Origin of the sequence: Variovorax sp. OK605 (assembly GCF_900115445.1) — a bacterium.
Classification (GTDB): Bacteria; Pseudomonadota; Gammaproteobacteria; order Burkholderiales; family Burkholderiaceae_C; genus Variovorax.
Genome location: NZ_FOWL01000021.1, coordinates 50,833 through 74,699 on the forward strand (window position 1 = coordinate 50,833; position 23,867 = coordinate 74,699).

At 64.8% G+C, this 23,867-nt stretch carries 20 protein-coding genes and 1 pseudogene; 12 read left to right on the forward strand and 9 right to left on the reverse strand.

The genetic code is table 11. From position 1 onward, the window contains the following. Window positions 1–14: 14 nt before the first annotated feature. Together BM013_RS35100 and BM013_RS35105 are read right to left on the reverse strand one after the other, a co-directional pair. Window positions 15–812 (reverse strand): SDR family NAD(P)-dependent oxidoreductase, encoded by a 798-nt coding sequence (locus tag BM013_RS35100; protein ID WP_093133956.1) that lies wholly within the window; start codon window positions 810–812, stop codon window positions 15–17. Between the two features lie 44 nt (window positions 813–856). Then, window positions 857–1,921, reverse strand: coding sequence for an SDR family oxidoreductase (locus BM013_RS35105; protein WP_093134179.1), 1,065 nt, complete (start codon window positions 1,919–1,921; stop codon window positions 857–859). Window positions 1,922–2,373: 452 nt separating this feature from the next. On the opposite strand from BM013_RS35105, the gene BM013_RS35110 reads away from it, so the two are divergent. Together BM013_RS35110 and BM013_RS35115 are read left to right on the forward strand one after the other, a co-directional pair. Then, a complete protein-coding gene (locus BM013_RS35110) occupies window positions 2,374–2,664 on the forward strand; it encodes a proteophosphoglycan ppg4 (RefSeq protein ID WP_093133959.1) in 291 nt (96 codons plus the stop codon). 38 nt (window positions 2,665–2,702) lie between these two features. Next, complete coding sequence (locus tag BM013_RS35115) at window positions 2,703–3,287, forward strand: L,D-transpeptidase (protein ID WP_093134182.1); 585 nt, start codon at window positions 2,703–2,705, stop codon at window positions 3,285–3,287. Between the two features lie 665 nt (window positions 3,288–3,952). On the opposite strand, the gene BM013_RS35120 is transcribed toward BM013_RS35115, so the two are convergent. From BM013_RS35120 to BM013_RS35130, 3 genes are all read right to left on the reverse strand, one after another. Continuing rightward, a complete protein-coding gene (locus BM013_RS35120) occupies window positions 3,953–4,219 on the reverse strand; it encodes a hypothetical protein (RefSeq protein ID WP_093133962.1) in 267 nt (88 codons plus the stop codon). Between the two features lie 178 nt (window positions 4,220–4,397). Beyond that, on the reverse strand, window positions 4,398–5,321 hold the full coding sequence (locus tag BM013_RS35125; RefSeq protein WP_093133965.1) for an SOS response-associated peptidase family protein: 924 nt from the start codon (window positions 5,319–5,321) through the stop codon (window positions 4,398–4,400). A gap of 175 nt (window positions 5,322–5,496) precedes the next feature. Beyond that, window positions 5,497–5,691 (reverse strand): hypothetical protein, encoded by a 195-nt coding sequence (locus tag BM013_RS35130; protein ID WP_093133968.1) that lies wholly within the window; start codon window positions 5,689–5,691, stop codon window positions 5,497–5,499. A 258-nt stretch (window positions 5,692–5,949) separates the two neighbouring features. Here BM013_RS35130 and imuA point away from each other — a divergent pair, with 258 nt between their 5' ends. From imuA to BM013_RS35145, 3 genes are read left to right on the forward strand one after another with little or no spacing between them, the layout of a single operon-like run. Further along, window positions 5,950–6,696, forward strand: a complete 747-nt coding sequence (gene imuA, locus BM013_RS35135) for a translesion DNA synthesis-associated protein ImuA (RefSeq protein ID WP_256220246.1) — start codon at window positions 5,950–5,952, stop codon at window positions 6,694–6,696. Further along, window positions 6,638–8,005 (forward strand): Y-family DNA polymerase, encoded by a 1,368-nt coding sequence (locus tag BM013_RS35140; protein ID WP_093133974.1) that lies wholly within the window; start codon window positions 6,638–6,640, stop codon window positions 8,003–8,005. Before imuA ends, BM013_RS35140 begins: the two co-directional genes overlap by 59 nt. 10 nt (window positions 8,006–8,015) lie before the next feature. Further along, window positions 8,016–11,135 (forward strand): error-prone DNA polymerase, encoded by a 3,120-nt coding sequence (locus BM013_RS35145; protein ID WP_093133977.1) that lies wholly within the window; start codon window positions 8,016–8,018, stop codon window positions 11,133–11,135. Between the two features lie 351 nt (window positions 11,136–11,486). On the opposite strand, the pseudogene BM013_RS35150 reads toward BM013_RS35145, so the two are convergent. From BM013_RS35150 to BM013_RS35165, 4 genes and pseudogenes are all read right to left on the reverse strand, one after another. Continuing rightward, a pseudogene (locus tag BM013_RS35150) lies at window positions 11,487–12,262 on the reverse strand (IS110 family transposase); the annotation flags it as partial. A gap of 90 nt (window positions 12,263–12,352) precedes the next feature. After that, window positions 12,353–13,180, reverse strand: coding sequence for an H-NS histone family protein (locus tag BM013_RS35155; protein ID WP_093133980.1), 828 nt, complete (start codon window positions 13,178–13,180; stop codon window positions 12,353–12,355). A gap of 476 nt (window positions 13,181–13,656) precedes the next feature. Next, window positions 13,657–16,026 carry a phosphoketolase family protein gene (locus BM013_RS35160; protein WP_093133982.1) on the reverse strand — a complete coding sequence of 790 codons (2,370 nt, stop codon included), beginning with the start codon at window positions 16,024–16,026 and terminating at the stop codon, window positions 13,657–13,659. 118 nt (window positions 16,027–16,144) lie between these two features. Further along, window positions 16,145–16,588, reverse strand: a complete 444-nt coding sequence (locus tag BM013_RS35165; RefSeq protein ID WP_093133985.1) for a universal stress protein — start codon at window positions 16,586–16,588, stop codon at window positions 16,145–16,147. Window positions 16,589–16,693: 105 nt separating this feature from the next. Between BM013_RS35165 and BM013_RS35170 the strand changes: the two genes are divergently transcribed. The 7 genes from BM013_RS35170 (at window position 16,694) to ccoG (ending at window position 23,862) form a co-directional block, all read left to right on the forward strand. Beyond that, on the forward strand, window positions 16,694–19,024 hold the full coding sequence (locus BM013_RS35170; RefSeq protein WP_093133988.1) for a heavy metal translocating P-type ATPase: 2,331 nt from the start codon (window positions 16,694–16,696) through the stop codon (window positions 19,022–19,024). Next, window positions 19,024–19,161, forward strand: coding sequence for a cbb3-type cytochrome oxidase assembly protein CcoS (gene ccoS, locus BM013_RS35175; RefSeq protein WP_093133991.1), 138 nt, complete (start codon window positions 19,024–19,026; stop codon window positions 19,159–19,161). Before BM013_RS35170 ends, ccoS begins: the two co-directional genes overlap by 1 nt. Window positions 19,162–19,225: 64 nt before the next feature. Beyond that, window positions 19,226–20,665 (forward strand): cytochrome-c oxidase, cbb3-type subunit I, encoded by a 1,440-nt coding sequence (ccoN, locus tag BM013_RS35180; RefSeq protein ID WP_093133994.1) that lies wholly within the window; start codon window positions 19,226–19,228, stop codon window positions 20,663–20,665. 9 nt (window positions 20,666–20,674) lie between these two features. Next, complete coding sequence (gene ccoO, locus BM013_RS35185; protein WP_093133997.1) at window positions 20,675–21,304, forward strand: cytochrome-c oxidase, cbb3-type subunit II; 630 nt, start codon at window positions 20,675–20,677, stop codon at window positions 21,302–21,304. 15 nt (window positions 21,305–21,319) lie between these two features. Beyond that, window positions 21,320–21,460 carry a cbb3-type cytochrome oxidase subunit 3 gene (locus tag BM013_RS35190; protein WP_093133999.1) on the forward strand — a complete coding sequence of 47 codons (141 nt, stop codon included), beginning with the start codon at window positions 21,320–21,322 and terminating at the stop codon, window positions 21,458–21,460. A 13-nt stretch (window positions 21,461–21,473) separates the two neighbouring features. Next, the gene (gene ccoP / locus BM013_RS35195) at window positions 21,474–22,433 is read left to right on the forward strand and encodes a cytochrome-c oxidase, cbb3-type subunit III (protein ID WP_093134002.1); all 960 of its coding nucleotides are present in this window, start codon (window positions 21,474–21,476) and stop codon (window positions 22,431–22,433) included. A gap of 13 nt (window positions 22,434–22,446) precedes the next feature. Then, window positions 22,447–23,862, forward strand: coding sequence for a cytochrome c oxidase accessory protein CcoG (gene ccoG, locus BM013_RS35200; RefSeq protein WP_093134004.1), 1,416 nt, complete (start codon window positions 22,447–22,449; stop codon window positions 23,860–23,862). Window positions 23,863–23,867 lie beyond the last annotated feature (5 nt).

Below are 23,867 nucleotides of genomic sequence, written 5' to 3' on the forward strand. Positions count from 1 at the left end.
TGGCTTGGCTGCACTCAGGAATCCGCAGTCCCCGGTTCCGCCATCTTGCGGTGCTGCTCTGCCAGGATCGACGATGGCGTGATGTTCGCCAGTCCGGCCTGCAACTTGTTCTTCCACCCGGCGACCACGTCGCCTTGTCCGTCGAGCATGGCCTCGAAGCCGATCTTCGCGACCTCGGCGGGGTCGGCCTTCTTGCCCTGGCCCACCTTGGTGTCGAGCATGTCGGCCCGCTCGAAGAACTCGGTGTCGGTAGCGCCGGGCATCAGGCAGGTCACGGTGACGTTGCTTTCCTTCAGCTCGTTGCGCAAGGCAAAGGAGAACGAGTCGATGAACGCCTTCGTGCCGTTGTAGACCGCCTGGAACGAGCCCGGGATGAAACCGGCAATCGAGCCGGTGATGAGGATACGGCCGCGGTCGCGCGCTCGCATCTGGCCGGCGACCTTGTGCAGCAGATACAGGGTGCCGGTGACGTTGGTATCGAGCACCAGTCTGGCCTGCGAGAAGTCTTCGTCGAGAAAGGCGTGGCCCAGTCCGCGTCCGGCATTGGCCAGCAATGCGTCGACGGGCCGCCCGTCCGCAGCGGCGTAGAGACGGTCCACACCTTCCATCGTCGACAGGTCGACCTGGAGCGCTTTGACTTGCACATTCTCGCGGCGCAACACCTGGGCTGCGGCCTCGATCTCCGGCTCGTCCGCCGCAATCAGAAGATCGAAGCCCGACGTCGCGCAGCAACGCGCCAACTCGAGACCGATGCCCGAAGAAGCTCCTGTCACGATGGCAAAAGAACCTTTGTTCGATTCGCGCGAAGACATATCGAAGCTCCTTTGTGAGGTGAGGTGAGGTGAACAGCAGGGTTTCACGCGCCACGACGCTGGCGCCGCCTTGCCCAGGCACCGGCCAGCGCGAGTGCGCCGAGGCCGGCCGCTGCCGCACCGATTGCCACGGCGGCGGGATTGATCGCCGAGGTGGATCGGAACCCGCCGTCGATGGCGGCGCCGCGAGAGGGCTCGAACAGGTTGCCGTCAGAGCGTGCCGCCGGCCGGGCGCGCTGCAGCGACTTGTCAGTGAGCCATTTCATGGTGCGCACCACGAGGTTTGGTGCCAGTGCGTGGGCCAGGATGCCCGGCCGCGCGGGCGCGCCGATGTAGGTGCTGGGGCGTGGACGGGTGGCAAGCGACACGAGCGCACTGGCCACGGTGCGCGGATCGACCACGGGGGGAGGCGGTCGTAGTTGCCCGCCGCTGTAGTTCGCGCCGTGCGACATGCCGGGGGTGTCGACAAAGGTCGGGTATACCTCGCACACGTGAATTTGCGGCTGGTCAGCGAGTTCGGCGCGCAGCGATTCCGAGAAGCCGCGCAGGCCGAATTTGCTGGCCGTATAGGCGGTGGCGTAAGGCGCTGGCACCCAGCCGCCCAGCGAAATCATGTTGACCAGCGTGCCATGCCCGCGCGACTTGAAGTGCGGCAGGATCGCGTAGGCGCCGTGCATGTGGCCGAGCAGGTTCGCCTCGATCACGCGGCGATGGGCTTCCATCGGCGTTTCGTCGAACAGGCCGACTGCACCGACACCGACGTTATTGATCCACAGGTCCACATGCCCGAGATGCGAGACGGCGGCATCGGCAAGGGCTTGGACGGCACCGGCGTCGGTCACGTCGGTGGGAACGACCATGGCCCGCCCTCCAGCTTCTTCGCAGGCCTGCGCCACTGCCTGCAGGTTTTCGCGATGACGCGATGCAAGGACGAGCGAAGCGCCCTGCGCGGCGAATGCCAACGCCGTGGCACGGCCAATGCCGCTGGATGCGCCGGTCAGAACCACATTGAGGGAGACACCCTCGCGCGCGTTGGCGGTAAAGGTGGCATCGGCCGCGGCCGGTTCCCCGGTGTCGAGCGGCGATGGCGTTGCGTCTTGAGGCTGCATGGTGGTCACGACTGGAGGTGTCGGCTGGAGGTGTCGTTCGGGTGTATCGCTTGCCAGATGGATCCGCCTGTGTCGGCGCGGCGTGGTCAACGCTTCTTCGTGACCACGGCTTCTCCGGTGATTCGAGCATCACTCGCCGAATGCGACCTCGTGTAGGCAAGCGCCGCTTTTTGCTCCAAGACGCGCGTGGCGGCGACGCACGCGAAGTGCACCGGATACGACCTGTCGGAGCTTCGCATTTAGTTCGCGATCCACCGGGGTGCGATTTTGCCCACCGAGCCAAGCTCTGTTTGCCGCCCCATCGGGTACGTCTTCAAGAGGTGTCCCGCCCGCATCGCGGCCTCCTACATGGGGGTCGGTTGAGCACTGACTTGCGGTGACATGGCGCTGCCTAGTCTGCACTCGTCGGTCCCCGGATCGGCGCATGTTCCCAACCAACTGGAGACTCGCTCATGAAACACCATTCACTGCTTCTTGCCGCCGGCACACTTGCAATCGCCAGCGCGGCCTTCGCCCAAGGCAATCCGCCGACCACTGCCCCGGCCAATCCCGCAACCGCTGCCGGGCAACAAAGCCCCGCTGGCGGCCCGATGGGCACCACTGGAACCACGCCGCAGAACAACACGGCCGGCGGTACTGCGCCTGCCGCGCCAAGCATGAACACCGGTAGCAGCAACGACACGTCGATGGCGGCATCGAACACAACCCGTCCCATGCGGCCGGCGCGAGCGGATCGCAACTGATCGTGGTTCGGTACGCCGGATATTGGATCGCGGTATTGATGCTTGCGCCCGTGTGCAGTTGGGCGCAGCATCCTTCCGCCTCTGAGTCGGATCACCTCGCGCGGCGCATTGCGCGCGACGCAGTCGAGGCGCGGGACAACAAGGGCGCAGGCTTTGCCATCGTCGACAAGACCAGGGCTCGTCTGTACCTGTTCGATGCGATGGGGCGGTTGCAAGCGTCTTCGCCGGTGCTCCTCGGGTTGGCGCAGGGAGATGATTCGGTGAAAGGGATCGGGACGCGTCCGATGGCTCAAATTCGACCCACGGAACGGACCACACCGGCGGGTCGATTCGTGACAGAGCCCGGTATCAATACCGGAGGGGAAGACATCGTCTGGATCGATTACGACGCCGCTGTTTCGATGCACAGGGTTCGGGCCACAAAGAAGTCCGAGCGGCGGCTCGAGCGATTGGCCAGTCCGTCGGCATTGGACAACCGTATCTCCTACGGTTGCATCAACGTGCCCGCCGACTTCTACGATGCGTACGTGAAGCCGGTGTTCGGCAACCGACCAGGCGTTGTCTATGTGCTGCCGGAAAACTCGCCCGTTGCAAAATATCTGTCGTTCGCTCGACAGGAGTAAAGAACTGCGAACCAGCGTAGAAATGCAACTTCAGCGTGCCATCAACAGGATCGGTTCTAGGCGCGTTCGTGCATGCCTGTTTGCCCTCAATCGAGGAGGCCGACTCGTCGAATTCCTCGCTTTGTAGCTCGTAGCCGAGGTCATGAATGCCACTTCTGTGGACTTGGGCGGCGCGCAATCCATGTCGTTTGGGTAAGCGTGGACGTCGGACAGTTAATCATTTCGATTGGCCCAAGATCGAAGCGGCCAAGAGTCATCCACAGCACGACTCATCGCGCTGCCGCGCGCAGTGTTCCTCCTGCGCCGCTTGCTTGGCATCCCGAAACCCGCCGGCAACGACGCTGTCAGGCGTCCACCCGGCGCAGCTATACAGTGAGCAAGGGCAGTCCCTCGTCGTCCTCACGGATGAGGCGACACACCGGCGAACGTATTTAGTCGCAACACTATTGCCTACGCAGTCTCTTAGTGTGTTGCATCGACCGTTCGACTTCGCCACGCACGTGCGACTATGGCGTCTGGCCGGACCGGCCAACAGCAACCGTTCAGCGACTGAGCACAGTTTTTCCGAAAGCGCAGGCGTTCGACTTCTCACGGCTGACGACTACTTGGACATGACCACGGACTGTTGGGTTGTCCCGCGACGCCAGGCGGCGTGGCCCTCGGGCTCAAGGCGCCGGTGCTGGATCGATGGTGTAGGCCAGCAGGGGGTTTCCGACGTAATCTTGCGAATAGGCAAAGTGGGGTGCGGGCGGCACAGGTCGCCGCACGTTGGCCACGGCCTCGTTGGCGACGGCCCCGTTGGCAACCGTGCCAGCGCCGTTGCTGGCGGTGCAGGCCCAGGTTGGGATCTCGGCCTGGTTCTTGACCGTGACCGCGTAGTTCGCGACGCTGGGGAGCGCGGAGCTGAAGCTGCCGTTGGCCGCGATGGCCAAGTCGTCACCGGCGTTGTTTTTGCAGCACCAGTCCGGCGCCGATCAGACCGGTGACGCTGCCGCCCAAGTTGTAGGTGGGCGCGGCGGGCGCGGGCTCTGCTGTGGTCGCTGGTGCGGCGGGTGCTGCTGGCAGGGGTGAGAAAGGGCCACCGAAACTGCCCATCGCAAAGAGGTGCGGTCAAGCTGCGAGCCGGTGCTCGTAGTACGGTCGCGCGCGGTCATCGAGGAGAGCGTACTGCACGTCCGGATTTCCCATGTCCGGCCTCAACCACGCGTCGATGTTTTCGGGCTTGAGCGGAATGGGGCAGCGGTCATGCCCGGCTGCGCGAATTTCGTCCGGCGGCTCGTCCATGATGAGGGCGAACGAGAGCAGGTCGGGCTGGCCAGGCGCGGTCCATCTGGACCACAGGCACGCGAGCCACATGTCCTGCGCGGGCCTTGGCATGAACTCGAGGATGGTGTCCTTGCCATCGCGGTCGACATGCTCGTAGAAAGCATTGATCACGAGGATCCCATGCGTCACGCCGAACTGGCCCCGCCAGAAGCCTTCCAGGTTGTCGCGCCGAGCGTTGTAGGTGCCCGGGTAGAGGACATCGAATTTCTCAGGCTTGCCGGCCGGTCGGCAGTGGTAGCGCATCGGCTTGACCACACGATGCCCGTTCTCCCAGATCATCACGGGCGCATACACGCCCGGAAAGATCCTCGCGTCGCGCGGCTCGGGCTGCGTGCGTCTGAGGTCTGCCAGCTTTCCCAGCCCCCATTCGACTTTGGCCGTGGCGATTCGGACGTCGTCGGTGGCCTTCTTCGTGGTCTTGACCTGAAGCTTACGTTCGGCATCGGCCAGGCGCCTGCGCTGCGCAAAGATGTCTTGCTCGAGCTTCAGGGCCTGCTCAGTATTGAAGGCGTCGATCAGCCCCTTGATCTCGCGCTCCTCTTCGTTCTCTGGAGTCTCGAAGGCCGCGTCCATCGCCTTGGGGATCTTGATCTTCGGGTTGCCCTGACGCTCGTAGTAGAGCTCGGCAAAGGCGCGCAAGGTGAGCACACCGCCGAACAAGCGGAAGAACCGTTTGTAGTCGGCTCGGATCTGGGCGGAATAGCACATGCGACAACTCCCGTGATGAGATGCCCACGGTGGCGGGCAAACAGTTCTCTAGAACCTCGAGTCTTCAGGCTTCGCAAAAAACGCGTGTATCGAAAGCGACTTATAAATCAGTTTGAAGATGGTTGAAGCTCCCAGGTTTGCGTAGGGCGACGGCGGCGTGTCTCCCGAATTGGGGCTACTCGCGCGATATCAGAATGGGCTCCAGCCACTGTGCCGCCGCAGCCTGCGGTGACAGCTGACGAAGTTGCGGCTCCCGGGCAAGGTCCGCGGCCAACTCCTCGAGTTGCACAGGATCGACCGTGCGCCAGTGCATCTTCAACCGCCGTGCGCAGTAAAAAATCCAGATGTCGGTGGGTATGTCGTGATCCATGGCGGTGTCGTGTGCGGGGCCGCTGACTGATGGGCTCTTGTTAGAGCGTGAGCCGCCCAGAGCCCGGCAGCGGACGAAAATTTGTAAACCTTCTTGCTCAAGCCCGAAGGCACAGAGATACTGTACATCCATACAGTAATTGGAGCCGAAATGGCCATCTCCCTGTCATGGGCTGATGGCGAAAACACGCCACCGCCCCCCCAATCCCCCCCGCCGCCCACCGGCCCGCACCGCCGGCCTGTCCCGCTCCCGCACGCCGTGGAATCGGCGATCTGGCGCGGCGACGCGCTCGGCTCGCCGGTCACGACCACGCTGGGCACCGGCTTCGAGGCCTTGGATGCCGAACTGCCCGGAAACGGCTGGCCGTGCCAGTCGCTGACGGAGGTTTTGCAGGTCCAGCCTTCGGTACTCGAGTGGCGGCTGCTTGCGCCCGCGATGCGCGAATTGGTCGCCCAGGGCAAACAGATTGTTGTTGTCGGCCCGCCGAAGGCCCCGCATCTGCCTGGCCTGCGTCACCTCGGCCTCGATGAGCGCCAACTGGTGTGGATCAACGCGGACAAGCCAGTGGAGCGCCTGTGGGCGACCGAGCAGCTCATCAAGGCCAACGCCGCGGGCATGCTCGTCAGTTGGCTGCCACAGGCCCGCCAGGAGCAGATCCGTCGCTTGCAGGTCTGCGCCCAGAGCTGCGACGGCCCCGTCATCCTGTGCCGGCCGGCGGCTGCCGCACATGAAGCCTCGGCCGCGCCGCTGCGCCTTCAGGCCCGCCTGGGCGTCGACTGGGAGCTGCACGTCCACCTGCTCAAGCGCAAGGGCCCGCCGCACGAAGGCGAGCTGCGCTTGCCCTCCATCCCTGGCGGTCTGGAGGCGGTCCTGACGCCGCGCCTTCGCTACCCGAGCCGCCTGATCGCGGCCCGCAAATCGCAAGATCTTTCCAGAGAGCTCTCCCATGCTGTGGGCAGCCCTTCTTCCCGACAGCCTTCCGGACGACCCGCAGCCGCGCACTGAGGCGCTCGACGGGCTCGCGACGTGGTGTCTTCAGTTCACACCCCGCGTCGCTGTTCTCGAAGCGCTCCTGCAGTGCCCGGCGGTCGTCATGGAGATCGAGCAGAGCCTGCGCCTGTTCGGCGGCAAGCGCCGCCTGGTCGAACGCGTGCGCGAGGAGTGCACGGATCTCGGCGTGCGGCAGCTGAGCTGGGCGCCGACGAGCCTGGCCGCGCTGGCCGTCGCCCGGGCGGGAGCGTCCAATGGATTTGCCAAGCCGCTCGCGCAGCTCCTCGATGCGCTGCCGCTCGAAACGCTGACGCAAGTCGCCGCGCACCAGGCGACGCTGGCCCGGCTGGGCTGCCGGACGTTGGGCCAGGTGCGAGCATTGCCGCGGGGAGGTTTGAGCCGGCGGTTCGATGCGCAGCTGCTGGCGACGCTGGACCAGGCCTACGGCCTGCGCCCCGAGACCTACCCGTGGGCGCAGCTGCCCGAGACCTTCCACGCCAAGCTGGAACTCATGGCACGCGTCGAGCATGCACCCGCCATGCTGTTCGGTGCACGTCGTCTGGTGCTGCAGATGGCCGGCTGGCTCATGGCCCGGCGCTCGGGCGTGACCGCGTTCACGCTGCGCTGGTGCCATGACGCGATGCGCTCGAAGACCGCCGGCGACGGCGGCGAGCTCACCGTGCGCACCGCGCAGGCCACGCGCGACACGGAACACCTGATCCGGCTGCTGGCCGAGCACCTCGACAAGGTCGAGCTGCTGGCACCGGTGGGCGATCTGGAGTTGCTGGCCACCGAAGTGCAGCCACTGGAGGAGAAGAGTTTCTCGATGCTGCCCGAGGCACGGCAGTCGGGCGAAAGCCTGGCCCTGGTGCTCGAGCGCATCGCCGCGCGCCTCGGGCCGGACCGCGTGCTGCGTCCCGTGGTCCTCGAGGACCACCGGATGGAATGGATGTGCCGCTGGCGACCGGCACCCGAGCCGGCGCCGCGCGCGAAGCGCTGCATGGTCGACGTGCCCCAGCCCACCTTCATCCTGCCGAAACCGCTGCGCCTGGCGACGCAGAACAATCGGCCGCTGTATCAGGGCGTGCTGCAGCTGCTCGCGGGCCCGCACCGGGTTGAAGGCGGCTGGTGGGACCGCACCACGCAAATCGCAGCAGGCGAAGCAGGCGAAGGGGGCGAAGGTCGACCCGCACAGGAAACCACCCGGCACAGCGCCCGCGACTACTGGGTGGCCGTGAGCGAACACGCGGGCGTGCTGTGGATCTTCCAGATGCGCCTGGCCAAGGAAGAGACGGCGTGGTTCCTGCACGGCACCTTCGCCTGAGTGAGTGCGCATGGAACTGCCCGACTACGCCGAACTGAGGTGCGTGAGCAACTTCAGCTTCCTGCGCGGCGCCAGCCAGCCGGAGGAGCTCGTCGAACGCGCGAAGCAGCTCGGCTATACCGCACTGGCCATCACCGACGAGTGCAGCTTGGCGGGCGTGGTGCGCGCCCACGTGGCCGCAAAGGAGCACGAACTCAAGTTGCTCATCGGCAGCCAGTTCCTCGTCGAACCCGAGGAGATCGAACGGGATGAGACCCCGTTCACGCTCACGGTGCTCGCCTGCAACCTGGAAGGCTACGGCAACCTCTGCGAGTTCATCACCAAGCTGCGCCGTGCCTCCGAGAAGGGCACGTACCAGCTGCCGCTTGCGGACATCCAGGGCCGCGAACTCGAGAACTGCGTGGTGCTAGCGTCGCCCAAGCGCATGTGCACGCCGGCGCAGTTGCGCTGGCTGGGCCACTGGCTCCTGAGGCATTTCATGGGGCGCAGCTGGTTCGCCGTGGAGAAGCTGCGCGTGCTCGACGACGAGATGTGGCTGCACCGCCTGGGCGAAATCAGCGCCGACACCGAAATCCCGCTGGTCGCCGCCGGCGACGTGCATTTCCATGTGCGCTCGCGCAAGCCGCTGCAGGACGTGATGACGGCGACGCGCCTGGGCCAGCCGCTGACCGAGTGCGGGCTCGAACTCCAGCCCAATGCAGAGCGGCATTTGCGCACCCGGCTGCGGCTTGCGCAGACGTACGCACCGGATCTCCTCGCAGAGACGCTCAAGGTGGCTGCACGTTGCAGCTTCAGTCTTGAAGAGTTGCGCTACCAGTACCCCGACGAGGTCGTGCCCGACGGCGAGACGCCGGCCGGCTACCTGCGGCGCATCACCTACGAAGGGGCAGGGCGCCGCTGGCCCGACGGCATCCCTGCCAAGGTGCAAACGCAGATCGAACACGAGCTCGTGCTCATCGCCGAGCTGAAGTACGAGCACTACTTCCTGACCGTCGCCGACATCGTCATGTTCGCGCGCTCGCGGCACATCCTTTGCCAGGGCCGCGGGAGCGCTGCGAACAGCGTGGTCTGCTACTGCACCGGCGTCACCGAGGTGGACCCCGCGCGCATGAGCGTGCTGTTCGAGCGCTTCATCTCCAAGGAGCGCAACGAGCCGCCGGACATCGACATCGATTTCGAGCACGAGCGGCGCGAAGAGGTGCTGCAGTACCTCTATGCCAAGTACGGACGGGATCGTGCCGCCATCACCGGGGTCGTGATCAGCTACCGGCCGAAAAGCGCGATCCGGGACGTCGGCAAGGCCTTGGGCATGTCGCTCGAGACGGTCGACGCGATCGCCAAGGGGCATCAGTGGTGGGACGGGCGCGAGGTGCGGCCGGAACGGCTGCAGGAGATCGGGTTGTCGATGGAGTCGCTGCAGGTCCAGCAGCTCATGTACCTCGCCGGACAACTGATCGGGTTTCCGCGCCACCTGAGCCAGCACACGGGTGGCTTCGTGCTGACCAAGGGCCCGTTGTGCCGCATGGTGCCCATCGAGAACGCCTCGATGCCCGCTCGCACGGTCATTGAATGGGACAAGGACGACCTTGATGCGCTCGGCCTGCTGAAGGTGGACTGCCTGGCGTTGGGCATGCTCACCGCCATCCGCAAGGCGCTGGACTTCATCGGCCTGCGCAAGGGCTGTGTCTTCGGCATGCAGGACATTCCGCCAGAGGACAGCACCACCTACGACATGATCTGCAAGGCCGACACCGTCGGCGTCTTCCAGATCGAAAGCCGTGCGCAGATGAGCATGCTGCCGCGCCTGAAGCCGCGCTGCTTCTACGACCTGGTCATCGAGGTGGCCATCGTGCGGCCAGGACCGATCCAGGGCGGCATGGTGCATCCGTACCTGAACCGCCGCCAGGGCAAGGAGCCGGTGCACTACCCAAGCGAGGCGCTGAAGGAGGCGCTCGGGCGCACCCTGGGTGTGCCGGTGTTCCAGGAGCAGGTGATGCAGATTTCCATCTTGGCAGCAGGCTTCACGCCGGGCGAGGCCGACGGGTTGCGGCGCGCGATGGCAGCCTGGAAGCGCAAGGGCGGTCTGGAGCACTACTACTCCCGGATCGTCGACGGCATGACGTCGCGCGGCTACGAAGAGAGTTTCGCCAAGGCCATCTTCGAGCAGATCAAGGGGTTCAGCGAGTACGGGTTCCCCGAGAGCCATGCGGCGTCTTTTGCGTTGCTGGTCTATGCGAGCTGCTGGATCAAGTGCCACCACCCGGCGGAGTTCCTGGCGGCCATGCTGAACTCGCAGCCACTGGGTTTCTATTCGCCCTCACAACTCGTGCAGGATGCGCGCCGCCATGGCGTCGACGTGAGGCCAGTGGACGTGATGTACAGCGACGTGGACTGCACGCTGGAGGACATGTCACATGAACCCGCGGTGCGGTTGGGGCTGCGCATGATCGGCGGGCTCAAGGCCGCCTCGGCGGACTGCATCGTCCAGGCGCGTTCGCAGCGGGTCTTCGACAGCGCGGAAGACCTGGCGCTGCGTGCCAAGCTCGAACTGCACGAGATGAAGCTGCTGGCGGCCGCCGATGCGTTGATGAGCCTGTCGGGCCACCGGCGCCAGCAGGTCTGGGAAGCGGCGGGGCTGCGGGCCGCGCCCGAGTTGCTGCGCGAGGCTCCCGTCGACGAAGACTTCCTCGAACTCGAGGAAGCGCCCGAAGGCGAAGAGATCATGTTCGACTATGCGTCGACCGGATTGACCCTGCGCCGGCATCCGCTGGCCTTGCTTCGCGAGCGCCTGACCCTTCGGGGGCTGATGACTGCGCAGGACCTGGAAGCGATCGAGAACGGCGAGCAGGTGAGCCACTGCGGCATCGTGACGCTGCGCCAGCAGCCGGAGACGGCAAAGGGCACGATCTTCCTGTCCTTGGAGGACGAGACTGGCGTCGTGCAGGTGATCGTGTGGAAGAGTCTGCGGGAGGTACAGCGCCAGGAATTGCTGGGTGCGCGACTGATGGTGGTCCATGGCACTTGGCAGCGCGAAGGCATCGTGAAGAACCTGATCGCCGCGCGGCTTGAAGACTTGACACCGTTGCTGGGACGGCTAGCGTCGGCAACGGCGAGTCGGGATTTCAGATGAGCGTGGGCTTGCTCACGATGGCGCCAACGGCCGGTGTTCGCGGAAGTGAAGAGCTCATCGGTCGGAACGATTTGATTGCACCGACCTGATCCAACTGCCGCGTTCCGCGTCGCGCTTGATGAATGTCGGGGGCTGGTAAGCAGCCCGACAGAAGCCGTAGAGATGGCGCGCTTTCCCGAAATTGTTTTATCGCGGGAATTGCTGCGCCGATTATTCGGCAGTGACGGGCGAAGCCACGTAAGCGGCCGGCCGTCCCACCTTGAGCAGAGCCGGTGACTAAACGATGCTGTCCAGTTAACTTCTAACTGGACGGTTATCGCCGCGCTTGCTCATCCCCAACAGGTTTGACTAGCCACCCGAGGAGTGCTGCCTAGGCACCAGGCCCAGTCATGCCGCCAGTTGCCGGCCGCTCTCGAAGTTCTTCGCATCCCCGATAGAGGCCACCAACGCGCTCGCCGTGATCGGACCGATGCCGGGCACTTGAGCGAGCTTGCTGCTGAGATCACTGGCTCGATGCCAAGCCTGGATTTGAGTCTCCAACTCTTCGACTTGGCGTCCAAGATCCCTGAGGTGGTCGAGCAGCCGTTGCACGAGAACACGGAAAGATCCGGTCAAACTCGTTGGCAGCATCTCCGATTAACTCCGGAACCCGCGACGCGATGTAGCCGATGCCTTGGGGAACGATGAGACCGAACCCGCCGAGAAGTCCGCGGATCTGATTGGCCTGCGCCGTGCGGGCCTTGACGAAGCCCTGGCAAACCCGGCGCAGCGCCAACACCGACTGCTGCTCGATATTCTTGATCGGCACGAAGCGCATGTTGGGCCGGGTGACTGCTTCACAGATCGCCTCGGCGTCGGCCGCGTAATTCTTGTTTGTCTTGACGTACGGCCTCACGAACTGGGGGCCATCAGTCGCACGGTATGGCCCATCGCCGGAGCTTGCGCGCCCAGTGGTGAGCACCGCCGCAAGCCTCCATCCCGACCAATCAAGGCGGAAGGTTCACGAAGAACGTCGCCATCTGGTCGCGGCGGAGTTGCTTCTTCACCAGCAGCTTGCCGTGCTGGTCGATTCCGTGGACCTGGAACACGTTCTTCACTAGGACGATGCCAACAGTCGAAAGCTTCATGGTGGACGCTCCTCTCGGTTCAAGTGGTTGATCAACGTCGCCACTTTGGCAGGTCGATGCCGCTATGGGTGGGGGCGTTCATCCCATTGCTTACGAGGCCGCTACCGAGGCAGGAGCCGAAATGGAGTTGAGACGTTTGCCCTCGGGTCGCGGTGTGCCCTTGGCGACGGTCGCGGCCGCCTGCTTGCCCGGCGCCTTCTTCGCGCCTGCTGTCTTGGCGGCATGCGTCTTCGCTCGGCCATTGGTTTTCGCGGCAGCCGTGCTCGCCAGACTTGCATCAGTGGACACTGCTTCGCCGGACGCCTTGAGAACCGCCGTGACAGCAGGACCGGGGACCCTGGTGCTAGCCTTGGCCCGCATTGCACCCTTCGCAGCGGTCGACTTCTTGGGCGCGGCGACGGCATCTGCCTTCCGGGATTGGATGGCGACGCTTGACGAGCGCTTTTGCGCATCTGTGCTGAACTCATCCAGCGAACGGCCCTTGGCGAGCGCCTCGCGCAGCCACAGAGGCCGTGGACCGCGCCCCGACCACACCTGGCCGCTCTCATTGGCGAATTTCGGCAATGCAGCCTTGTCACTGGGTTTCGCTGAAGACTTGGCGCTCTTGGCGACCGGCTTGCCAAAACCGAGTTGGTCTGGCGTCAACCCGTAATGAGTAATCGCCACCCTGATGCGATCGATCACACCCTTCAGTTCAGTCTGGCGAAGCGCGTCGGCCTCCTTCTGGAGCTTCTCGATCTGTTTCGTGATTTGCGCGAGGGTTTGTGCCATTTTCGGAGTCCTGTTGAACGAATAATGGCTGCAGCATAGCTGCGTCGCATCGAAGAACGCTGAAGACCCCCGATTTAATTCATCCGTTGTTTGACAGATAGCACGGCATAAACGCTTGAAAAAGCGATCCGAGCTCGCGAGCGACATCGAGGTCTCTTAATCTAAAGGTGCTCTGCAGAAACGGGATCTTGCGTCATCAGAATACGTGCATGCGTTTAACTTCTTTGGCCGGCCCTGCTTTCGCGCATGACACGGCGCGGCGCTTTGGCTGAGTATGCAAGTCAGCGTGCCCGCGCTCCAGACTCAGGTGCGGAGCAGGTTACTGCAACCCTGGACAGGCATCACTGACGGGCAGGGCCGAAACGGGAGCCAGTCTCAATCTGAACCGTGGAGCGCTCAGGCAACAGATAGTTGGACAGGCGGTGTTGAGACGCGCAGCGCCCGCACGCCCTGGCGGGAGCGCCCCTAGCGCTTCACGCTCGATCGCGGCGGTTGCGCCGCATTCAAAAGACTGGATGTCGACCCCCTGCCCGACGAGATCGAGCCGATCGAAGCTGCGTATCAACATCTGCCAAAGTTGCCGTGCGTGGTGCGCTGCCTTGCCGGACAGGGCCATGCAGCACTTACAGCGTCCAGCGCCAGTCGGCGATCTCGGGCATGTCCTCGCCATGCACGGTGATATAGGCGCGGTGCGCCAGCAACTGGTCGCGCAATTCCTGCTGGACATGCGCCGCGCTGTCGCGAATGCGAGGTACCCGATCGATAGCGTCGGCCGCCAAGTGAAACCGATCCAGCCGGTTGAGCACCGTCATGTCGAATGGCGTGGTGGTCGTACCTTCTTCCAAGTAGCCGTGCACATGGAAGTTGCCATGATTGCGCCGTTTATAAGTCAACCGGTGGATCAACGCCGGGTAGCCGTGGAAGGCGAAGATCACCGGCGCGTCGGTACTGAAGATCGAGTCGAACATCGCGTCTTCCATGCCGTGCGGGTGGCCCGAGGGTGACTCCAGTGCCATCAGGTCGACCACGTTCACCACCCGCACCTTGAGCTCGGGCAGCCGCGTGCGCAGCAGGGCGACCGCAGCCATGGTTTCGAGTGTGGGCACATCGCCCGCGCAGGCCATCACCACGTCGGGCGTCACGCCGTCGTCGTTGCTGGCCCATTCCCAGATGCCGATGCCGACGGTGCAATGGCGCGCGGCCGCCTCGATGCTCAGCCATTGCGCCTCTGGTTGCTTGCCCGCCACGATGACGTTCACGTAGTTGCGGCTGCGCAGGCAATGGTCCATGACCGACAGCAGCGTGTTGACATCGGGCGGCAGGTACACGCGCACGACCTCGGCCTTCTTGTTCACGACGTGATCGATGAAGCCCGGGTCTTGGTGGCTGAAGCCGTTGTGGTCCTGGCGCCAGACGTGGCTGGTCAGCAGGTAGTTCAGCGAAGCGATGGGGCGGCGCCACGCAATGCCGCGCGTTACCTTCAACCACTTCGCATGTTGGTTGAACATGGAATCGATGATGTGGGTGAACGCCTCGTAGCAGGTAAACAGGCCGTGGCGACCAGTGAGCAGGTAACCTTCGAGCCAACCCTGACAGAGGTGCTCGCTCAACACCTCCATGACACGGCCGTCGTTCGTGAGGTGGTCGTCGTCGGGCCGGAGCTCTGCGCTCGACACGCGGTTCTCGATGTCGAAGACTGCGTCCAGCCGGTTCGACGATGTCTCGTCGGGCGCCATGAGCCGAAAGTTGCTGTCGCGCTCGTTGAGCTTCATCACGTCGCGCACGAAGGCGCCAGTCACGCGCGTGGCTTCGGCATCGACGGCGCCGGGCTTCGACACGGTCACGGCGTAGTCCCGGAAATTGGGCAATCGCAGGTTCTTCAGCAGCAGTCCGCCGTTGGCGTGCGGGTTGGCGCTCATCCGGCGCGCGCCCTTTGGCGCCAATGCGGCGATGTCGGCTCGCAGCGTGCCTTGCGTGTCGAACAGTTCCTCGGGCCGGTAGCTGCGCATCCAAGCCTCAAGCAGGCCGACGTGCTCGGGCTTGGCGGCAAAGCCGCTGAGCGGAACCTGGTGTGCGCGCTGCGTGCCTTCGATCGCAATGCCGTCCACGCTCTTCGGCCCTGTCCAGCCCTTGGGACTTCGCAGCACGATCATCGGCCAGCGGTGGCGAGCGCCGAAGCCGTCTTCGCGCGCCTGGGTCTGAATGGCGTGGACCGCGTCCAACGCCCGGTCAAGGGCCACCGCCATCAGCTCGTGCATCACACCTGGATCATCGCCCGACACGAAATGCGGCTCCCAGCCGTAGCCACGCATCAGTTGCGTAAGCTGTTCGTCGCCAATACGCGCCAGCACCGTGGGTCCGGCAATCTTGTAGCCGTTCAGGTGCAGGATGGGTAAAACCGCACCATCGCGCGCGGGATTGAGAAACTTGTTCGAATGCCAACTCGCGGCCAGTGCCCCCGTCTCGGCCTCGCCATCGCCGACCACACAGCACGCGATCAGATCCGGGTTATCGAAGACTGCGCCGAAGGCATGCAGCAGCGAATAGCCCAGTTCCCCGCCTTCATGGATCGAGCCCGGTGTTTCCGGCGAGACATGGCTTGGAATGCCACCCGGGAACGAGAACTGAGTGAACAGCCGCTTCATGCCTGGCGCGTCGCGCGAGATGTGCGGATAGACCTCGCTGTAGGTGCCTTCGAGGTAGGTGCTCGCGACCACTCCGGGCCCACCGTGACCTGGGCCCGCGATGAAAATCGCATCGAGGCCGCGCGCGACGATCTGTCGGTTCATGTGCGCGTAGATAAAGTTCAGCCCCGGTGTGGTGCCCCAGTGCCCCAGCAGACGCGGCTTGATGTGGGCGAGGGTGAGCGGCTCGCGCAGCAACGGGTTGTCCAAGAGGTAGATCTGGCCGACTGCAAGGTAGTTGGCGGCGCGCCACCACGCGTCCAGTGTGGCGAACTTGTCGGGCAGGGAAAGGCTGTCGGAGGAGTTCATGGCGTGGGGGTGGTGTCGTCGCTTGCCTGCAGTGTGCGCGTACTTTATTGCCGGGCGTCTCGAAGACTTGGGGCTTTTGCAGATGAAGCGGGGGTGGCTGCGCGTGGGTAGAGCGGTTTTATGGCAACACGAGCACCGGCAAAGCCGAGTGCGTCAGCACATGCTGCGTCTCGCTGCCCAGCAGCAGGCGCTGCAGGCCCTTGCGTCCGTGTGAGGCCATCACGATCAGGTCGCTGTGATGCTTTTTTGCGGCAGCGATGATCGATTCCGCCACCAGGTCCGAGCTGACATGTGTGGTCTGCACCCGTACGCCGCTGGCCTGCGCGCGGTCGCGCACGCCGTCGAGCATCATCTGCGCCCTGTCGGCCCACTGCTTTTCTGCGCGACCAATGTCCTCGGCCGAGAAGCTCATGGCCCCCTCCAGATAGCTCTGCGGGTAGCGCGGCACCACGGTCAGCGCGACCAGCTCAGCCTGGTTGCTCGCGGCCATCGAGATCGCACGGTCTACCGCGCGCTGCGATAGCGCGGAGCCGTCAGTGGCAACGAGGATGCGTTTGAACATGACAAGCGTCCTTCGAAATGGAAGCTCCCAGCATAGGCAGGCAGCACCTGCATGGACTTGATCCAGATCAAGCCGCGCGACCTCTCGCGCCTTTAGCCTCGTGCGATGCAAGCCATGCTCGCCTCGCCATCCTACCTTCAGACGCCGCGAGCATCTGCGGCCGACTTCTGGCAGGTGCTGGACGACCCCGCCGAGTGGTCGGCCTTCGGCAACGCTCTGGACGGCGATACGGCTGGCGGTCGTTGGGAATCGATGGTCGCGGTCGAGGGCATGCATTGCGCGGCCTGCGCCCTCAGCGTGGAAGCAGCGCTGATGCAGGTGCCGGGCGTGACCGAGGCACAGGTGAATGCCGCGAGTCGGCGCGCTCGCGTGGTGTGGTCGCCGGCGGCGACGCGGCCGTCGCGCTGGTTCGAGGCAAGCGCCGGCGCCGGCTACCCGCTGATGCCGGCGGGCAGCGCATCGGCGAGCGCGAGGCGCACACGCGAAACCCGCATGGCGCTGTGGCGCTGGCTGGTCTCGGGCCTGTGCATGATGCAAGTGATGATGTACGCTTACCCGGCCTACGTCGCCCGGCCGGGCGACATGAGCGCCGACGCCGCGCAGTTGCTGCGCTGGGCCTCCTGGGTGCTCACGCTGCCCGTGTTGCTGTTTTCATGCGGGCCCTTCTTTCGCAATGCGTGGCGCGACCTGCGCATCGGCCGCATCGGCATGGACTTGCCCGTGGCCTTCGGTGTGCTGATCACTTTTGCGCTCGGCAGCGCGGCCACCTTCGACCCTACGGGACCGCTGGGGCACGAGGTCTACTTCGATTCGCTGACGATGTTCGTCTTCTTCCTGCTGACCGGCCGCTGGCTTGAAGCGCGACTTCGCGACCGCACAGCCGGCGCGCTGGAGGCCCTGATGCACAGGCTGCCGGAGAGCGTCGAGCGCCTGGACGCCGATGGCGGCTGGTCGCGTATGTCGGTGCGACGCATCGTCGCGGGCGACGTGCTGCGCGTTCGCCCGGGTGAAGCGTTTCCTGTCGACGGCGTGCTGATCGAAGGCGATACCAGCGCCGACGAGGCCCTGCTCACGGGAGAATCGCGCCCCGTGCCGCGCCCCTGCGGCAGCCGCGTGCTCGCGGGCAGCCACAACCTCGCGGCACTGGTGCAGGTGCGTGTGGAGTCGGCGGGCGAGGACACGCGCTTCGCGCAGATCGTGCAGCTCATGGACCGCGCCGCGCTCGACAAGCCGCGGCTCGCGCAGTTGGCCGACCGGGTGGCGCGGCCCTTTCTTTGGGCGGTGCTGGTGTCGGCGGCTGCCGCCGCGCTGGTGTGGTGGCATGTCGACCCCGGCCGTGCGCTGATGGTGGCGGTGGCGGTGCTCATCGTCACATGCCCCTGCGCGCTGTCGCTGGCCGCGCCGGCCGCGATGCTCGCGAGCGCTGGTGCGCTGGCGCGCGGCGGTGTGCTGTGCGCCAATCTTCAGGCGCTCGAGGCACTGGCCTCGGTCGACACCGTGATATTCGACAAGACCGGCACGCTCACTGGCGGCACGCTGCGCCTGGAGCGCGTGTACTGTCGGCGTGGATGGATGCCGGGCGACGCGTTGGAGATTGGCGCGGCGCTCGGGGCGCAATCGCTGCATCCGACCGCGCGTGCGCTGTCCGACGCGTGGCAGGCGCAGTTCCGCGCGCCGCCCGGATGGAAGGTGTCGCACCTCGCGGAAACGGCCGGGGAGGGCGTTGAAGCGCATGCGATTCGCATCAAAGGATGCGACCGTACGGCGCACCCATTGCGCTTGGGTTGCGCAGCGTTCTGTAGCGTACCTGCGTTGCAGGTCGATGCGCCTCAGATCCACCTGAGCGACGACAAGGGCTGGCTGGCGAGCTTCGTGCTGGCCGAAGAGCTGCGCCCGGATGCGGCAGAAGCCGTGGCCGCCCTGAAAGACCAGGGCATTGCGGTGCGTCTGCTGTCGGGCGACCGCGACGCTGCCGTGCGCGCCATCGCCGCGCGTGCGGGCATTGCCGCGGCGCAGGGAGACTGCACGCCAGAGGACAAGCTCGAGGTGCTCTGGCAGCTGCAGGCCGCGGGCCGTGAGGTGGCCATGATCGGCGACGGGCTCAACGACGGTCCAAGCCTGGCGCGTGCCAACGCCTCGTTCGCGTTCGGCGACGCGGTGCCGATCTCGCGCGCGCGCGCTGACTTCGTGGTGCCCGGCGGTACGCTCGCGGCGGTGCCGAAGGCGATAGCGCAGGCGCGGCGCACCTTGCGCGTGGTGCGGCAGAACCTGTTCTGGGCCGCAGCGTACAACGCGCTGTGCGTCCCGCTGGCGGTGGCGGGATGGCTGCCCGCATGGCTGGCGGGCATCGGCATGGCTGTGAGTTCGCTGACGGTGGTGCTGAACGCGGTGCGGCTGGCCGCACCGGCTGCAGGTGCGACCGAGGCTGCAAGCTGATGGACATCCTCTTCCTGCTCATTCCGCTGTCGGTGGTGCTGGTGCTCGCCATCCTGGGCGGGCTGTGGTGGGCCATCGAACGTGGGCAGTTCGAGAACGTCGAGATCGAAGGCGATCGCATCCTGCGCAACGATTGATCTGCATCAACCCCCTCGGTGACACGGCCGGGGACACTGCCCCGAATCATTCGAGGGCAACACGATGCAAACAACAAATCCGCCTGCCGCGAGCTACGACGACACCGTCGTGCGGCAGTTCGCCCTCATGTCCGTGGTCTGGGGGGTGGTGGGCATGCTGGTCGGCGTGATCATCGCGTCGCAGCTGACCTGGCCGGAGCTCAACCTCGGCATTCCCTGGCTGAGCTACGGCAGGCTGCGCCCGTTGCACACCAATGCGGTGATCTTCGCTTTCGGCGGCTGCGCGTTGATGGCCACCAGCTTCCATGTCGTTCAGCGGACCTGCCAGGTGCGGCTGTTCGCGCCGGCGCTGGCCTCGTTCGTATTCTGGGGCTGGCAACTGGTGATCGTCTCGGCTGCCATCAGCCTGCCCTTGGGTTACACGAGCGGCAAGGAGTATGCCGAGCTCGAATGGCCGATCGACCTGCTGATCGCTGTGGTCTGGGTGGCCTATGCCGTCGTGTTCTTCGGCACCATCGGCATTCGCCGCGTGCGCCACATCTACGTGGCCAACTGGTTCTACGGCGCGTTCATCATCGCGGTGGCGCTGCTGCACATCGTCAACAGCGCCGAAATCCCAGCGGGCTGGATGAAGAGCTACTCGGCCTATGCCGGCGTGCAGGACGCAATGGTGCAGTGGTGGTACGGCCACAACGCGGTGGGCTTCTTCCTCACGGCCGGCTTCCTGGGAATGATGTATTACTACATCCCGAAACAGGCGGGCCGTCCGGTGTATTCATACCGGCTGTCGATCGTGCACTTCTGGGCGCTGATCTTCACCTACATGTGGGCTGGCCCGCACCACCTGCACTACACGGCGCTGCCCGACTGGACGCAGTCGCTGGGCATGGTGTTCTCGCTCATTCTGCTGGCTCCGAGCTGGGGCGGCATGATCAACGGCGTGATGACGCTCTCGGGCGCTTGGCACAAGCTGCGCACCGACCCCATCCTGCGCTTCCTGATTGTGGCGCTGTCGTTCTATGGCATGTCGACCTTCGAGGGACCGATGATGTCCATCAAGACCGTCAACGCCCTGAGCCACTACACGGACTGGACCATCGGGCACGTGCACTCCGGCGCACTCGGCTGGGTCGGATTCATCACCATGGGTTCGCTGTACTACCTGATTCCGCGCATGTACGGGCGCAACACCATGTATAGCGTGAAGGCCATCGAGGCGCACTTCTGGATCGCCACCGTAGGCATCGTGCTGTACATCGCCGCGATGTGGATCGCCGGCGTCATGCAGGGCCTCATGTGGCGCGCCATCAACCCCGACGGGACGCTGACCTACACCTTCGTGGAGAGCGTGAAGGCGACTTTTCCGTTCTACGTCGTTCGGCTGCTGGGCGGGCTGCTTTACCTCTCGGGGATGCTGCTGATGGCTTGGAACGTTTGGATGACAGTCATCTCGGGCCAGTCGGCGCGCGCCGAGATCCCGCAGCCCGCACTGGCCCACGCCTGAGGAAGCACGATGAATTCCAACACACCGAAGTCCCCGGGTTTCAGCCACGAGAAGGTCGAGACCAACAACTTGCTGATGATCGTGCTGATCCTGATCGTCGTGGCCGTTGGCGGCCTCGTGGAGATCGTGCCGCTCTTCTTCCAGAAGTCGACCACCGAAGCGGTACAGGGTGTCAAGCCGCTCACGCCGCTTCAGCTGGCGGGACGCGACATCTACCTGCGCGAGGGTTGCTACAACTGCCACTCGCAGATGATCCGCCCGTTTCGCTCGGAGACGCTGCGCTACGGCCACTACTCGGTGGCCGGGGAGTTTGTCTACGATCATCCGTTCCAGTGGGGCAGCAAGCGCACCGGCCCCGACCTGCATCGCGTGGGCGGAAAGTACAGCGATGAGTGGCACCGCATCCACCTGAACAACCCGCGCGATCTGGTGCCCGAATCGAATATGCCGGCCTATTCGTGGCTCGAGAAGAACACCGTCGACGCTGAGGCCATGCCCAGACACATGCGTGCGCTGCGAAGGGTCGGCGTGCCCTATACCGACGACGAAATCGCCAAAGCCGCCGAGGGCGTAAAGGGCAAGACCGAGATGGAGGCCACCGTGGCCTACCTGCAATCGCTGGGCCTGGCGCTCAAGTAAGAAAGGGCCCTGCAAATGATCGACCTCACCACCCTGCGTGTCGGCGCGACCGTCGTGTGCTTCGGCCTCTTCATCGGGATCGTCGTGTGGGCCTACGCGAGGCGCAACGCCAAGGGCTTCCAGGAAGCGGCGCAACTGCCGTTCGAGCAGGACTGAACGGAGAATACCGATGAGCGATTTCATCAACCATTTCTGGTCGGGCTATGTCGCCGTGGTGTCGCTGCTGAGCATTGCAGCCTGCGTGCTGCTGCTGTGGCTCACCGCTCGCAAGCGCGTGGCGTCCGACGCGGACAACACCACCGGTCACGTGTGGGACGGCGACCTGCGCGAAGCCAACAACCCGCTGCCCCTGTGGTGGGTGGGACTCTTCGTGCTGACGATCGTGTTCGGTCTCGGCTATCTCGCGATCTTCCCGGGTCTGGGCAGCTACCCTGGCAACTCGGGCTGGAGTTCGCGCACTGAATACGACGCCGAGGTGGCTACGGCCACGCGAGAGCTCGGCCCGGTGTACGAGCGCTTCGCCGCCATGCCCGTGGAGGACATCGCGCGCGACGCGCAGGCCAAAGGCATCGGCGAGCGCCTGTTCATGAACAACTGCGCGCAATGCCACGGCTCCGACGCGCGCGGCAACAAGGGGTTTCCCAACCTCACAGACAACGACTGGCTGCACGGTGGCACGCCCGAGAAGATCGTCGAGACCATCACCAAAGGCCGCACCGCAACGATGCCTCCCATGGCTGCCGCTGTGGGCACGCAGGACGACGTGAAGAACGTTGCCAACTACGTCCTGAGCCTGTCGGGCGAGCCGCACGACTCGCTGCGCGCCGGGCTGGGCAAGTCGAAGTTCACGGCCTGCGCGGCGTGCCACGGCATCGGGGGCGTGGGCAACCAAGCCATGGGCGCACCCAACCTGAGCGACAAGATCTGGCTGCATGGCTACGGCGAGGGCGCAATCGTCCAGATGATCAACGAAGGAAAACACAACGAGATGCCCGCGCAGCAAGGCCGCTTGACGGAAGCGCAGATCAAGTTGCTGGCCTCGTATGTCTGGGGATTCTCGAACAACCAGCCGCCGGCGGCCTCGCCGGTGGCCGCGACCAGTGCAGCGCCGGCGGCGAAGTCGCCTTGACGCCCGAGAAGCCATGACTCGCAAGATCGTTCCCATCGCGAGCGCGCCGCCTACGCAGGAAAATGGTCTGTACGAGGCCACCCAGAAGGTTTACCCGCGCACCGTACGGGGCCTGTTCGCGCGCTGGCGTTGGGCCATGGTATTTCTCACGCAGCTGGTGTTCTATGGCCTGCCGTGGGTGCAGTGGGGCGAGCGGCAGATGGTGCTGTTCGACCTTTCCGCACGGCGCTTCTACATCTTTGGGCTGGTGCTGTACCCGCAGGACCTTATCTACCTCTCAGGGCTGCTGGTGATCAGCGCGATGTCGCTGTTCTTGTTCACGACGGTGGCCGGGCGCCTGTGGTGCGGCTATGCGTGCCCGCAGACGGTCTACACCGAGATCTTCATGTGGGTCGAGCACAGGATCGAAGGCAACCGCACGGCGCGCATACGGCTGGACGCGGACCCGATGTCGCTTGAGAAACTTGTGAAAAAGTGGACGAAGCACATCCTCTGGATCGGTATTGCGCTTTGGACAGGCTTCACATTCGTAGGCTACTTCACACCCATCCGCGAACTGGGCATGGCCTTCCTGCAGACGCAGATGGGTTCGTGGGAAGTCTTCTGGGTCTTCTTTTACGGCTTCGCAACATACGGAAATGCCGGCTTCATGCGCGAGCAGGTGTGCAAGTACATGTGCCCGTATGCGCGCTTCCAGAGTGCGATGTTCGACCGCGACACACTCATCGTGAGCTACGACGCGCAGCGCGGCGAGCCGCGTGCACCACGAGGCAAGAGTGTCGACGCGCGCGCCAAGGGCCTGGGCGACTGCATCGACTGTGGGCTGTGCGTGCAGGTGTGCCCGACGGGCATCGACATCCGCAAGGGGCTCCAATACGAGTGCATTGGCTGCGGCCTGTGCGTGGATGCCTGCGATACGGTCATGCGCAAGATGGCCTATGCCCCGCGCCTGATCCGCTACGACACGCAAAGCGCCATGGAAGGCGGCTGGACACGACGCCAGTTGGTGCGCCGCGTGCTGCGCCCGCGCGTGGTGATCTATACGGCCCTGCTGATGCTTCTGGTCTGTGGCGTAGTCGCAAGCTTGGTGACACGCACGCCGTTCAAGGTGGACGTAGTGCGCGACCGGGCCTCGCTCGCACGTCTGGCGGAAGGTGGGCGGTTGGAGAATGTTTATCGCCTGCAGGTCATGAACGCGACCGAGCAGGCGCAGCGCTACGAGATCTCCGCGCACGGTCTTGACGGTCTGGCTGTGGCGTCCGAGCCGCAAGTGACGGTTGATGCCGCGCAGTCGCGCTGGGTGGCGGTGCGTCTGCAGATGCCCTACGGCGCTGCGCCTGCAGGCTCGCACACGGTGCACTTCGACATCCGGCAGTCGGGTGACGGGGCGCAGATCTCCGAAAAAGCGGTCTTTCTGGTGCCGCGCTGAACAGG